This window comes from Chryseosolibacter indicum, assembly GCF_018598585.1.
Classification (GTDB): Bacteria; Bacteroidota; Bacteroidia; order Cytophagales; family Cyclobacteriaceae; genus Chryseosolibacter; species Chryseosolibacter indicus.
Window position 1 is genome coordinate 23,322 of record NZ_JAHESD010000042.1, and the last position, 14,376, is coordinate 37,697.

At 43.6% G+C, this 14,376-nt stretch carries 8 protein-coding genes; 6 read left to right on the forward strand and 2 right to left on the reverse strand.

Going from position 1 to position 14,376, the window contains the following annotated elements:
* Positions 1 to 47: 47 nt before the first annotated feature.
* A complete protein-coding gene (locus KK060_RS16510) occupies positions 48 to 494 on the forward strand; it encodes a DUF3592 domain-containing protein (protein WP_254154875.1) in 447 nt (148 codons plus the stop codon).
* Positions 495 to 504: 10 nt separating this feature from the next.
* On the opposite strand, the gene KK060_RS16515 is transcribed toward KK060_RS16510, so the two are convergent.
* Positions 505 to 972: a helix-turn-helix domain-containing protein gene (locus tag KK060_RS16515; RefSeq protein WP_254154876.1), complete on the reverse strand. Its 468-nt coding sequence runs from the start codon at positions 970 to 972 to the stop codon at positions 505 to 507.
* 456 nt (positions 973 to 1,428) lie between these two features.
* Here KK060_RS16515 and KK060_RS16520 point away from each other — a divergent pair, with 456 nt between their 5' ends.
* Entirely contained in the window at positions 1,429 to 1,995 is a 567-nt protein-coding gene (locus KK060_RS16520; protein WP_254154877.1) for a hypothetical protein, read from the forward strand.
* Between the two features lie 251 nt (positions 1,996 to 2,246).
* A complete protein-coding gene (locus KK060_RS16525) occupies positions 2,247 to 3,764 on the forward strand; it encodes a calcineurin-like phosphoesterase C-terminal domain-containing protein (RefSeq protein WP_254154878.1) in 1,518 nt (505 codons plus the stop codon).
* 5 nt (positions 3,765 to 3,769) lie between these two features.
* Here KK060_RS16525 and KK060_RS16530 read toward each other — a convergent pair whose 3' ends face one another.
* Complete coding sequence (locus tag KK060_RS16530; protein ID WP_254154879.1) at positions 3,770 to 4,981, reverse strand: MFS transporter; 1,212 nt, start codon at positions 4,979 to 4,981, stop codon at positions 3,770 to 3,772.
* Positions 4,982 to 5,421: 440 nt separating this feature from the next.
* On the opposite strand from KK060_RS16530, the gene KK060_RS16535 reads away from it, so the two are divergent.
* The 3 genes from KK060_RS16535 to KK060_RS16545 are packed head-to-tail and all read left to right on the forward strand — an operon-like array spanning position 5,422 to position 14,037.
* Complete coding sequence (locus KK060_RS16535; RefSeq protein ID WP_254154880.1) at positions 5,422 to 7,485, forward strand: homeobox domain-containing protein; 2,064 nt, start codon at positions 5,422 to 5,424, stop codon at positions 7,483 to 7,485.
* A gap of 1 nt (position 7,486) precedes the next feature.
* Positions 7,487 to 8,353 carry a hypothetical protein gene (locus tag KK060_RS16540; protein ID WP_254154881.1) on the forward strand — a complete coding sequence of 289 codons (867 nt, stop codon included), beginning with the start codon at positions 7,487 to 7,489 and terminating at the stop codon, positions 8,351 to 8,353.
* An 11-nt stretch (positions 8,354 to 8,364) separates the two neighbouring features.
* Positions 8,365 to 14,037 (forward strand): DUF6531 domain-containing protein, encoded by a 5,673-nt coding sequence (locus KK060_RS16545; protein WP_254154882.1) that lies wholly within the window; start codon positions 8,365 to 8,367, stop codon positions 14,035 to 14,037.
* Positions 14,038 to 14,376: the final 339 nt, after the last annotated feature.

Here is a 14,376-nt window from a genome sequence, read left to right on the forward strand (position 1 = left end):
CCCGCTTCTGCAGTACATACCCAAACTTGATGAAATAAGTAACAGCAATGATCGCGAGGCAGATTGTGTTTCTTTCTTTAGTTGCTATAACCATTGGATTTATACTCTGGAGAGCAGGGAGAAGGACTCTAGCCAAAGGCAAATTATCGGAAGCGACAATTGTAAAAAATGTTTTCTCCCCTAATGAACTTACGCTAATCCAAAATGAGCTGGGCATCGATGATGATGAGTCTGGGACTTACTATCCTGTTATTCAATTCTTGACGGAGAAAAATGAACTCATCACTAGGCAATTAAGCATTGGATTTAATCCGCCAAAGTCCGTAGGAAGCAAGTTCTCTGTTATTTACAACCCTAGCGATCCGAGTGATATCGTGACCTATCCGAGAATCCAGCTTGAAGTGATTCCTAAATCATTGATGGCTATTGGTGTAACAGGGCTAGTTGTAGTTGTGCTTGACGTCTTTGAGATAGTGAACATTATCCCGAACTAAGGCAAGGACTTTACTTAACATCAGAGAGGACGTTCGAAAGGGCGTCCTTTAATTTTTTCTTACCGATGAAGGCATCGAGTACAGCGTAGAAGGCAATCTTATCTTTTTTGTTGAGCTGTTCAATGAAGGCAAGTTTTTCTGCGAGAGACTTATCGAACGAGTTTACATCCTTAAACACCTGATCAGCCTGGAACAGATCAATCAGTTCCACGTCCATTGCTTTAGCAATCTTTACTACTGAGGAGAAAGCCGGATCTGTCTTCCCGTTTTCAATCCGCGAGTAATTACCGGTATCCATTTTACAGGCCAGGGCCACTTCCCCTTTGCTGGCGCACGCCTGTGGCGTGTGCCATATAATCCAGCGCTGATGTAAGTCTTCTTCTTGCGAATTGGTATGCATGAGCCTTGACTTCACGTTATAATTAAAGCGATGAAAATAGAATAGCGACTCTGTTTCAACGTATATTTCACAGAACATACTTTTAAGACTTGCAGATTCTTTTTTCCTTGATGAGAAAAGTAACAAAAAAATCAAGACATAAAAATGCTTCTACCGCACTTGTTTCTCATCAATACTTTAGCAATATCTTATAATTAAGTATGTCAACTTTAGGTTAACATGTACCTGGATGGAATAAGGCTGTTCGAATAAGCCTTTGAGCCTTTACTCCATTTCAGCACAGTTCCCTTTTCCTTGAGGAGAAGGGCCAGGGATGAGGTGAACGAAGCCCGAACGAATCGCGACCGAAGCGATACCTCTTACGTCTGCACAGAATGACAAAAACAATGTTCAACATCATTTACAAATCATTACGTTCATCTGCATCCATTCACGTTCATTCAAAATCATAAAGCTGCGTCTGGCCATGGCTATAGGTTGTAATCGAATTGCCGCGGCGGGTGCTGCGGAATGTAAACACAAACCCTATATTTTATGGGAGTAGTAAAAAACAACCTTGTCACCAAAGGTTTCAGTGGCAAGATGGGCGATGACATTGTTTTTCGCCAGGTAGGAAACCAAACACAATTTGCCAAGGCTGGACGAAGGCGTGCATCGTTCACCGAAAACCAAGTTGCGCAGCAGGAGCGTTTCCTTAATGCTGTGATGTATGCCAAGTCAGCCTTGCTCGACCCGGCAACAAAAGAACTGTACGTACTAATGGCGGAGAAAGCCGGCCTTCGCAGTGCCTATAGTGCGGCCGTTACTGATTACCTCACGCCACCTAAAATTGCCAGTGTGTTCACCGGCAACTATCAGGGTGAAGTAGGCAACACGCTGTTCATCGCGGCGGTCAATGATTTTAAGATTACGGAAGTCACGCTCACCATTCAGCGTGCTGACAACACCGTGGTGGAGACCGGCGCGGCCTTACGCGATGGCGGGAGCTGGAAGTACACGGCCGCGGTAGCCAATGCCGAATTTATGGGCAACAAGATCGTGGTCAGGGCGAAAGACCGCCTTGGCAAAGAAGTGACCTTCGAGCAATTGCTCGGTACGTAAACTTCTTCCTCTGACTGCATGCATAAGCATGCAGTCTTTCCGTCCCTCGTGTGTATCCAGCGGCTCGGTTCGTCTGTCCAACAAAAAACAACTCCATGCTTAAGAAACGGGTTTTAAAACAATAAAGCCATAATCTTTCCTTAACCTTTGCCATAAAAACTTAATGCAAGGTTAATTCTCGTCATGCTGTGCTATTTCGTGTGATGTGCACCTTTGCCTAAAAAGAATAGTGTTTTAGATATCAACGGAACATGACACAAACCAGAAGGGTATTTCTCAAGTCACTTGGTCTTGCAGGCATAGGCATTTCAGCAGTGGGCGATGCATTTGCATCGTTGTTCCCCGCTTTCAATAAATTACGTTTCGCTCCCCTCACACTCAATGGTAAGGTTCAATCGGAAGGGAAGGGGCTTGGAGGTGTTGTCGTAACGGATGGTTTTACCGTAACACGCACGGATAGTAAAGGTAATTACTCCCTGCAAAGTAATTCATCTGCCGCATTTGTTTATATAACTATGCCGCGTGGTTATGAATTTACAAATGATCAGGGTATTGCCAGGTTCTATAAGAAAATAGAGCCAGTTAATGGAAAGTTTAATGCTGATTTTAATTTAACAAAACTTTCCACGGATGATTCAAAACATGCTTTCGTAGTGTGGGCGGATACACAAATTGAGACACCTGAAGATGCACAGTTATTGAAGTCCCAATCTGTTCCCGACACACTTGCCCTGGTAAAAAGCTATGGAAGTAATATGCCATTCCATGGTATTGGCTGTGGAGACCTTGTCTGGGATAAATTCGAATTGTTTGCAGACTATAAAGAAGCAGTAGGTAAAACAGGCATCCCGTTCTTCCAGGTTATCGGCAACCATGATATGGATATTGATGCACGTGCAGATGATGGATCAATGAATACATTCAGGTTTCACTTTGGTCCTACGTACTATTCTTTCAACCGCGGAGATGTACATTACGTTGTACTGGATGATGTGTTTTTCCTGGGAACATCAAAAAAATACATAGGATACATTGCCGAAAACCAGTTTGCATGGCTGGAGCAGGACCTTGCTCATGTAAAAGCAGGCTCTACCGTGGTGGTTGCTTTGCATATTCCTGTTAACACGGGTGCACGAAGACGAAACAAGCTTACCGAAGACCCTATTGGAGGAGTTGTAGCTAACCGCAAAGCGTTGTATAAATTGTTAAAACCTTTTAGGGCTCACATTATGTCGGGGCATACTCATTTTAACGAGAAGGTTTTAGAGGGCGATATCATCGAGCATGTTCATGGGACGGTCTGCGGCGCCTGGTGGACAGGCCCTATATGTTATGACGGTACTCCTAATGGTTATGGTGTTTACGAAGTTAACGGAAGTGAAATTAACTGGTATCACAAAGCAGTAGGTTATGAACGTGATTTTCAGTTTCGCGTGTACCCAACAGGTTCAGTTCCTGAATATCCTGATATGTTTTGTGTAAATGTTTGGAACTGGGACTCGCAATGGAAAGTAGAATGGTTTGAAGATGGAAAGAGCATGGGTGAGATGTTACAAAAGACGTCATTTGACCCGTTGTCGGTCATGCTGCACGCAGGTACAGAAAAGCCAGCCAAGCGTTCCTGGGTAGATCCTGTTTTAACCGATCACATGTTTTTTGCCAAACATGCTGCGGATGCAAAAACCATTACCGTAGCGGTGAAGGATCGTTTTAATAATGTCTACAGAAAGGAAATAACCATTGCTGATTTGCGGATAAGCCAGTCGTGATATTTTTAATTTACTCGACTTATCCGTTTTGATCCGTTGGCGCCCAGCAGATAGGCTAGTGCCAGCACAATTGCGGCAATTGTAAATACTTTGGCGATAACCTCGAGGCCAAATTCTTCCGACAATAATCCGGCGGAGCCCGGGAGTAAAGCTCCTCCCAGCATCGCCATTGAAATTTGTACACCAATAGCGGTGGCGGTATGTTCTTTGCCAATTCTTTCAGGAGTAACAGAAATCAGGCTTGGAAACACAGGGGCGTTTGCAATTCCTAAGATTGATATTCCTGCCAGCGTTGTTAAAGTGTTTATGTTGATGGTGAACAGAACAACACCACCTACAATGCCTGCCATTGCGCCAGTTAGAACATGCTTTACCGGAATCCGGGTAAGTGCAATGCCAAAGATAATCCGTCCTACTGTTAAGCTTCCCCAATAGAGACCAGCCCATAAACCTGCCTGTTCTTCAGCAATGCCTCTTGATTTTGTAAGCAAGGTAAAAAGCCATTGACCAAAGCCTTGTTCCAACCCTGTGTATAGAAAGAAGATCAGCATGTACAGCCACACAACCGGAAGCTTTAAGGTATGCAGATATGCAGCGTTTGAATGCTGTTCGTCGTGGGCGGAAGAAGCAGAAGAAACCTGCCACCTTTTTTGGGTAAAGAAGAATAATACGGCGAGTGAAATTTGGATTGCTGCAACTGCAATATAACCGTGATACCACGCTAGCCTGTTTGTAAGCATCAACGTAATGAGTAGGGGTCCTGTTGTAGCACCAACGCCGTAGAAGGCATGCAACCAGTTCACAGTGCTAGCACTAAAACGGGAGGCTGCAAAAGTATTGATGGATGAATCAATTGCGCCACCGCCAGCCCCAAGAAAGAATGAGGCTACGATCATGACATACCAGGCATCGGAAAGTGCATAGATTAGTAAACTGAGTGCAGTGAGCACGCAACTTATGGCAAGCAACATCCCCAAGGATACGAACTTCAAAATCTTTCCGCTGGTGCTACTCGTAGACAGATACCCTACGGTAAAACCGAGCAGAAGAACACCCAATGAGTCTAGTGCCACATTCGCCCTTGTACTCATAAATGGCCAGGCAATTCCAAGCAGCCCATCGGGCAGGCCGAGACTAATGAATGCGAGATAGGTGACGATGACGAGGAAGAATGAGCTTTTTGTTGCTCGTGTTTCGTTGGCGGTAGCTATTTCCATAGGCGTTAATCGTGCCAACAAATAGCTAAATTGTTATTCCATCTCAACTAACGCGGTATTAAAATCCGCCGGTAATTGACGTACTTTTCGTGCTTAGCTGAAATAATTCCTATTGGTTAATTTAAACGAACTAAGGGTAAGCACCGTATTTCTCCAGGTTTTCTTAACGTACTTTTTTAATTGGCGCACTCTTGTAAATGGGTTTGATTAATTCAGGAATGCGGAAGCAATCAATAAAAATTAGCCTTGAAGGAAGCTATTTTTCTTTGAAACCGGAAAAACACCTTCTCTTTAGGGGGAAAAACACCCTTACTCACCCGCCCTTATCACTACTATTTTTGACTACCAGCACAATAACGGGAAATGTCGACGAGTAACTGTACCGGCATGCAGTCGAACATCCGGGGTGTGCGCTAATACTTAATCAAAATATTAAAAACATGTCAAACTTCAAGTTGAATCTTCCGACCGACGTTCCGTGGGAGCGTATTTGTGTCACCGAAGACATGATCGACAAGGCGGTATGTGATAACCGCCTTCCTGCGAAATGGCAAACCTCCCTGGCTGTATTTAAATACAGACCGGATGACGAGTACCAGTTGTACCCTAAGTACAACATTACTTATCTTAAAGTAACTGCAACCATTACCGGGTATCAGCCATTGGATCAGGAGATTCAAGGCCGCATAGATTGGAATGGAGTAGATGTTTCAACTGTACCGGGTCTTACAGACCTGCTTAATTCTTACAATCCCTGTCATGGCGCCATTCTTCAGGTAGTGGTAGGCCCGCATGAAAAGAAGCCTGACATGGATTTAAGTGAGTATCCGTTTTTCATGGACTTCGAACCAAAGAAAAGAGAGCTCTATGAACTCGCCACAGACACCAAGGAAAAGCAATCACGCTCCATTGAGTCACTGAACATTACAAAGTCAGCGGGAGCTACACAATCCATGGAAATTCTTGACGTAGACATGGGAGGTGGAGGTTTTGGTGCGCAGGCGCAGTACGCAGGGACAGGAGGTGGGTTTACATATTCTGCTCCAAATGGACAATGGGGTACGAAAAGATTAAACGCTGAAGAAAGCTTGTCTTCACGTTCGTCGGATGTAGCACAGGAAAGAAGAGAAACGTATTCTTTCTCTACTCAGATTTCACAAATGTACCACCTTCTCGATAGCTACCATCTGGGAACAAATCGTGTTGTGTTTTTCGTTCAGCCTCGTCCCCATACGTTGGAAGAACCTTCTGGATTTGTAAGAGGACCACGACCTGTAGAAGGCATCCAGGAATTCTTTTTAATTGTAGCACAATTGAAAGATCAGCAAGATTTTTGTGTATCACTTCGCCTTGACACCAGTCATCTAACCAAAACTCCTGTTATGGATTATGAGCGTAAGTCAGAAACCACGGCAATGGCTTCATGCACCGCTCCTGTAGCTACTGATCACGATATCCCGGCGGAGAGAATCGTTGGCGCTCGCGCATGCTTTTTTGATTGCTGGGATGTTCATTACCAATGCTATCGTACAGAGGCAAGCGACAGTGTAACTTATAATGCCCCTTCTGGATTTAGGATTGAAGGTTATGATGTCCTGGTAAATGATTCGCAAAACGGATCGACCAGCGTAGTAACTACACCAAATGGGGCGTCACTTAACGTTAATGTCTCTGCACATGGACACAAATGTTATGAAGGTTCGGAAGTTTGTGTCGATTGCCCCGATACTATACAGGCCTATGCAGGGCACGCACGTATGCAGGTGCAGGTAAACTTAATTTCAACTACGCCTACTAAACAAATAGGTGAAGAAGAGGTGCTGATGATTACTACACGTGGCTTGTGTTGTTGCTCTTCTGATAAAGAATTTAAGCCTATGGACGAATATGTTGTAGGATTCAAAAATATTCCGAATGAATTAAAGATAAATGCGAACTTCAAAGAGCGCGCATCTACCGTTGTCTCAAGAGCTGCTGCCAATAAAACTGCCGAATCAAAGGCGGTAGCAGCTACCTATAATCATGGTACTTGTAAGGAATGTGCCGATAAAATTCGTGCGGCCCTTCCCATACAGTCCGATGCGAAATACACAATCCGCCAGGCAAATGAACTGAGTAACTACATAAAGACAGAGACTTTAAAAAGTCTTAATGACCCTACAGTGAAACTCAGGAAATTTGTAGACACCGATTTCTTTGCCAAGCAACTAGAGTATAAGTTGATTCAATACCATAAAGGGAGAGCAATTCTCGATCAATCTATAGTAAACGACGTTTCCGGGGATGCGCTTCAAAGGCTTGAGAAATTCTTTGGGAAGAATGCTAAGGAGATCACCAGAAAGGATTTGTTAACGCTTCGCAGTGAGGAATTATCAAAGAAAATAGGTTTGAAGATGGAGCAGGTTCAGAAAATCAAGCTTGGTGCATTAGGTGTAAAGTTCACCTCAAATGAGGATAAAGAGAATAACGGAGTAAAAGGCACAGGTTCAAAAAAAGCTGATTAAAATGGAATTCCGGTTTTATTTCGGTCCGGATAAAATTCCCTTCCGGCTACTGGACAATGGTATGGTTGAAACATCTTCAACCATGCCTTTCCATGGGATTATTAGCAGGGGCATGCTTGATAAATTTCAGGAGCAAAACATCACTTGCGACTACTGGTTTAAATACGCACTACACCTCGAGTACCACGATCCGCAAATTTATTTAACAGATGACTTTGAGCGTATCTACAAATACTTTCTTGAATGTCGGGTGCTTTCTTTTTCCCAATCTGCTTTCTGTGCGCAACAATACATAATAAGTTCTTATGAGTATCGGAGACTAAAGGATGCACGGGTTGAGGTCTGGAATATCAAGGAAGGCCACACATCAAGTGTCTGGAAAGTGACGATGGATGATGAACTACATAGTGAGACGTTTATAGTTAATGTTGCACGTGACAGAAAAGCAGGGGAAGAACTTAAGGAAACTTCTGAAGTTTTACAACGCATTGCAACGGAGTGTCCTGACGCTGGTATAGCCAAGGTTTTGGATATCTATTCGTTTTCACACCACGATCTTCCATGTAGTACAATTATTACGCGTAATGAGTGGGTTGATGATGCCTTTGAAATTCATCAGCGGAAAACCGGAGAGAAAGGTGTTGAATTTATTCTGGTAAACCGATTCATTACGTCCAAAAATAATCCTGCACAAATTACTTCCGTACTAGGTCGGATTTTCTCGACGGAAGAGAGTGAAAAAATTAAATCCGGTCTGAATGACATATTAAGCAAAGCAACACGCTTTCATCCCAACGTTAAAGTTGATATCAACGATGGTGACCTGGTTTGGAATGGCGAAAGGGCAATTGCTGTAGCATTATCATAAACGATACTTTCATGTCTAGATACAATTTAACTGTTCCAGGTGGTATAAATTCATTTGATTATGGCGGTACTACCTATGGTGCAGGCAGTAGCTATTCTACTGACAACCCTTGCGATGCGATCGGTTTTTACAATGCTTCGCGTACCACGAATCCTCAATTAGGCAGAGCCAATAATACACCAAACTTTTGGCAAGAAGTTGATCAGGCATGTGCCGCACAACCTGCTGCAGATCCTCAACCGAATGCTGGTACGCCCCCGGTGGAGACAGATCCAAATGCAACAGGTGGCGATTCAGCAGTGCAGCAAGGAGCTCCAAATCCGCCGGCATCGGGTAATGTTGTTGGCAACGCCTCTTCTGGTGCTGGGGATCCAGCTAATCCCAATCCCGCACCAACAGAGGAACCAACACGCCCACCCGTTGGAGAGCCTCACCCTACTCATGGTGGTGAACAATCGCAGGAACAAACAAATGGTGCGGATCCGGTTGATATTTTCAGTGGTACATTTTACATAGAAGAAACTGATATTACTATACCTAACACCATTCTCCCCCTTGCATTTACAAGGTTTTACCGTAGCGGTGCTGCCTCTTTCGGCCCTTTTGGATGGAACTGGGATCATAATTATAACTTGTTTATTCGCGAACTCAACACCGGCGATATTGCACTATGGAGAAATCTTCATGAAGAACAATTTCAGTACAACGGTGCCGACTATGATCCGCCACGTGGCGTATTTGAAAAACTACAACGTGTATCATCTTTGTCGCAGGTCTATGAACTGTTAGGAGATGGTGGAATGGTAATGCGTTTCGAAAGACCTTCAGGATGGGTTGATGGCGAACGAATTCCAATATATTGGATCAGAGACCGACATGGAAACCAGTTGACGTTTTCTTATGGTGCTGAAGACAAGCTGGTGGAGGTGAGAGATGATGATGATCATTTTTTTACATTCGAATATGATTTATGTGGATTGTGCGTTGCAGTATCCGATCAGTCGGGCAGGAAGTTTTTATATGAGCATGACGAACAAACCATGCAGCTGACAGCCGTAAGATCTCCCGCAATTACTGATCATCCGGATGGTATTACCCGTTATTATCATTACGAACATCCCTGGGCATTACCTGAACTTCGCCATAATATTGTAAGGGTTGAAGATGCAAAGGGCAATGTATACCTCGAGAACGTATACGAGCAGGATCCAGCTACATTTAGTTATTCCCGTATCACCGAACAATTATACGGTGGCTATCTGTTTCAGTTTCGTTATACACAATTGCAGTATGTTGCGCCTGATCCATTGTTTATCAATATACCATCGGTTCAAATAGAGGTGATGAATCCAGACTACGGCCTTGAGACCTATACCTTCAATTATCGCGGCGATTTACTGGATAGAAGATACCGGCTCAATAAGGATATGTCTTTTCGGGTAGTAGCATGGTTGTACGAATTTGATGAGCAGGGTAACCTGCATAAGACTACACGTCCTGATGGCAGTGAAGAGATCAATACCTTTGATTTTTCAAATGCTGATCCTCGTATGCGTAACAAAATACTTCAGAAAGAAGTTACATCCGCTGCGGGTTTCCCCTCCCCAAGTCGGATAATCTGGCGCGGCAAGTATGAGCCTGCATATCAGCTCTTAAAAGAGGAGACAAATGAAATGGGGGCTACTACAATTTATCGTTATGATTTTGATGTTACCCCTGCTGCCCTTAACAATACCGGTAAGTTGATAGAGATTGTTCAGCCGGATGCTACATTACCTGATGGTACTATTCAACAAGCTAAAAATACGTTCACCTATAATCCAAAAGGTCAGGTTACGGCTTCAATTCAGCCCAATGGAACGAGGATGGCATTTGAGTACGGTACCACGGGCAACGAAAAGAGCCGTCTTGTTAAGCGGATATTTGACGAAGGAATTCTGAATATTCAAAACATAATAGGATATGACAGTGTAGGTTTTGATAACGTGCTCATTGATGGTAATGGTCATTCATCAATCAAGGTGTATAACGCACTTGGGCTGGTGGAGAAAGAAATTCTTCCTGATGTTAACGGCTCCCCTGCAGACTTTATTTACCATTATAATGCAGATAAAAAACTTATTCTTTCGGAAAAACCGAAAGGTGCATTTACAGATCCTGTGCTTGCAGGCACGCATATTACAGATAGTATAGAATGCGACGTTTTAGGATATTCCACGAAACACATTCTGAGTAGCAATACATCAGAGCGTGTGATGGTCAGGATTAATAATGACTTTCGTGGCTTCCCTGTTGAAGCGATTAATCCAAATGGTAGCAGGATTTTAAAAAGATTTGATGAACGAGGGCTTCCCTTAATAGAAGAAGTGGTAGGGACGGATGGGAAAAAGATAATATCGAAAAAAGTTTATGATCGCGCAGGAAAAATAATTCAGGATACAAATGCATTTGGGCTCACCACGAGGTATGAGTATGATGGATTTTCCCGGATCAGTAAAGTGATATTGCCAAACGGAACTGAGATAAGGAACAAGTGGCTCGCAGAAGACTTGCTTGAATCAGAGGAAACGGTAGGTGATGATGGTACCGGAACTATTCGGCAATTGTCATTCAAATCCTTTGCCTATGACGAGAAGAAGAGAAAGATTGCTGAAACAATAAGGTCTTTTACAAATAATCCTGCTCTGTCAAGCAACGTGACAACCACCTTTTTTTATGATGTTATGGACCGCATTGTAAAGATCATTAACAATAGAGGTGGTGTTACAATAAAAGAATATGACGGAGTTGGTCGGGTAATTCGTGTAACCGATCCTATGGGAAATGAAGAGTACAATACGTATGATCATAATGGTAACCTTATTCAAATCCAAAGTTATCATCATGAGCCTGATGGTTCTATTTCGCAGGTTGTTAAGAAATATGCCTACGATGAACGTAATCGGAGAACAGAGATGATAGAGCCTGATGGTGCAACGGTGTTGAGTGAATATGATGATCGAAACCTGTTGGTAAGGCAAACAGATTATCTAGGGGTTGTAAAGGAAATGGTTTATAATTCTTTCGGGAAGAAAGTGCGTGAAGTTTACGATACAGGTGGCCTCAATATTCAACATGAATGGAGGTACAACGAAATGATGCAGGTTTCTTCATATACTGACCCTGCAGGCGAAATATCTACTTACGCTTTTGATTCCGTCGGTCGCAATTTTAAAGTGACTTATGCAAACGGTTTTTCAAGTACCAAGACATTTAATGCCTTTGGTCAGATCATAAAGGAAACGCTTGCAAGTGGCGTTGAGTTTGAATATGCCTACGATACGGCGAACAGGATTACACGAATTGAAAACACATATTTCCCTACGCCTATTAAGAAAACAGAAACACATCAGTTCACATACGACGGTTGCGACAGGGTGGTTACTGCAATTGTGGGAACACGTGCAGTGTCGCGTGAGTACGATAGCCAGGGTCGGCTGAGTCTGGAAGATGCGCTGGGTGTTACAATGACTTGCAGGTATCACGACGATACCGGAGTAGTTGAAAAAGTTTGGCCCGATGGACGTAAAGAAAGGTTGAAACATGATCTGAATGGGGTTCTTAGTGCAGTTGAAGAAACAGTTAGCGGAACTTTAGGTTCTGGAACAGGCTCGATGATAAGTTTTGTAACGAGCGGTCCTAATGCATTTGGGAGAGCAACGTATGCCGGCGGCTTAACCATTGAGAATACTTATGATGAACGGAAGCGTGTAATCGGTATCCATGCGCGAAGCTTAACAGGTACAGATGAACAGATTCTATACCGATACAATAGTGCTAATCGCCTTCAGGTAGAGGCAATACTCGGCCAAAATCCTAAGCCTAGTTATTTTGAATATGATGCTTGCTACAGACTTACAGAGGCAAGAGATGCTTTTCCCGTTGCCGTTATGGTGGCCAAAACCCAGGCGGAGCATGATAATAGCATCTATGATGTGCGTACTGCTGCCGCTGCTGCGACACACATCGAGCGCTTTTTGTATAACTCGGCCGATGCAAGAACCAAATATTCCGAAACAGGTAGTCCTGATAAAAATTATAGTTACGTGGCAGGTCACAAAATATCAAATGATGGTGCACATGGCTATACCTGGCATACCGATAGTGTCTTGAAAAGTGACTCAGTTCTGGATTTCGAAACGGATGCCCTTGGTCGCATTGTTGTAATTAAATCGGGAGCAAGTGCTATCACGGAAATAATCTATGATGCCTTTGGTCGTCCTTCCGTTATCCGGCAGTCCGGAAAACCTGATCGGTCCTTTCATTACCTTGGAGGATTTGTCGAACAGGAAAATGAAAACGGTATTGCGGTAAGGCAAATTACGATTCATCCCTTTACCGGAATTCCGATAGCATACCACACTACATCAGGTACACATTATACGTTGTTCGATAATCGTTTCAACCTTGTGGCGTTGGCTGATAACAACGGTAATGTCATCGAAACCTATCGTTATAAATCATTCGGCGCGCCTACTATCTATAGCCCTGCGGGAACTGCAATTCCGCTATCGTCATGGGATGTTGAACCTATTTTTGGGGGTCAGCGGTATTTGTACGTATCAGGGCTGTACTTATCGAAGAAGCGTTTGATGAATCCGGTTAACGGAATATTTCTTTCACCTGATCCTAAGGGTTACATTGATTCGCCATCGCTGTATGTCTATTCGGGGCAAGACCCCATTAACAACATTGACCCGAATGGTGAAGTTATACCGTTTATTGTCGCAGCATTTGTAATTGGAGGTGCCCTTGTTGGCGCGGGATACAGTGTCTATGATGCGTATCATCATCCCGAACGTTATGAAGGATGGCAGGGTAGTGCGCGTGTGCTCGGAAATGTTTTTGGAGGTGCTATCATTGGAGGTGTTGCAATTGTAGCAAGTGAAGCGATTTTAGCAGCTGGTGGGGCAGGAATCTTTGCGAGTGGCACAGGTGCCGCGTCACTTACGGCAGGACAAACTTTTGTTCTATACGGAACAGCCAGCGCTACGGGCGGAGCTATTGGGAGGTTTGGTTTTAATAATCTGTTTCCGGAGTATATTAATCCTGTGAGTACAGAAACAATTGCGACAGATTTTGTAATCGGAGGTGGTATACCAGTATTGGGTTCCGCTCTGCGGCAAGCTGGTGGACCTGTTGTCAACGGCGCGAGGGAAATGTTCACGCGAACAATGGGCGGCAACTGGAGAGCGTTTGGTAATACATGGAGGATGTTGCGAAACCCTCGCATTCAATATACCTGGCGAAGGATTTTTTGGGATCCGCGATCTTTTGAAAATGTTAGTAGTCAATACTGGCGCGTAACGAGAGGTGCTAATGGTAATGCATTACATCACTTGTGGTTTCAGAATCAATCACGTTGGGTGCCGCAAGGATTACGCAATGCTGGATTTAATTTACTTGAGATTCCCGGAGCACTGAACACATGGATGGGAGGAAGGTTAGGGAGAGAATTAGCATTCAGAGGTATCGTTACAACTATACTTACAGGAACGGGAGTGGGCAGTTATGCAGGTACGTCGGCCTTACTCGATTGGGCCACAGACGAGACACAGGCAAGTAGTTCAAGGGGTACGAGAGGAACCAATGGAGCGGAAGGTACCAGGGGAATACATCCGAATGAAACAACTTCATCAAAGTAGATGATCTCAAAATTTTAACTTGTAAAATAGGGGGCAGGAGTCCCCTGTTTTGTTTTTGATTATGGCTTTTCTATGAAAGAAATGACTTGCGCAGAAATGTTGTAATGAATGCCGATCTTTGATTAACTAGCAGGAACAAGTATGAATCTAACGGGAAATGACTTAACGCAAATTGAATTTATAGAAGGTAAAGCCTTGGTCTGGCGCTTGATTTGGTAGAAAAGCAATATGCAGACTTGAACTTTGAAGAAAAGCTTTCTTTGCTCAAGCAAATCCTGAATAACCCATCGTCATTTATTAATGATACGGTATTTGGTTTCAGGAAGTTGATTAAGGCTT

What these genes read in the sequence shown, in the direction of transcription:
- KK060_RS16525 (WP_254154878.1), top strand. Translation starts at nt 2,247, where the DNA reads ATGACACAAACCAGAAGGGTATTTCTCAAGTCACTTGGTCTTGCAGGC.
- KK060_RS16535 (WP_254154880.1), top strand. Translation starts at nt 5,422, where the DNA reads ATGTCAAACTTCAAGTTGAATCTTCCGACCGACGTTCCGTGGGAGCGT.
- KK060_RS16540 (WP_254154881.1), top strand. Translation starts at nt 7,487, where the DNA reads ATGGAATTCCGGTTTTATTTCGGTCCGGATAAAATTCCCTTCCGGCTA.
- KK060_RS16515 (WP_254154876.1), bottom strand. Translation starts at nt 972, where the DNA reads ATGTTCTGTGAAATATACGTTGAAACAGAGTCGCTATTCTATTTTCAT.
- KK060_RS16510 (WP_254154875.1), top strand. Translation starts at nt 48, where the DNA reads ATGATCGCGAGGCAGATTGTGTTTCTTTCTTTAGTTGCTATAACCATT.
- KK060_RS16520 (WP_254154877.1), top strand. Translation starts at nt 1,429, where the DNA reads ATGGGAGTAGTAAAAAACAACCTTGTCACCAAAGGTTTCAGTGGCAAG.
- KK060_RS16530 (WP_254154879.1), bottom strand. Translation starts at nt 4,981, where the DNA reads ATGGAAATAGCTACCGCCAACGAAACACGAGCAACAAAAAGCTCATTC.
- KK060_RS16545 (WP_254154882.1), top strand. Translation starts at nt 8,365, where the DNA reads ATGTCTAGATACAATTTAACTGTTCCAGGTGGTATAAATTCATTTGAT.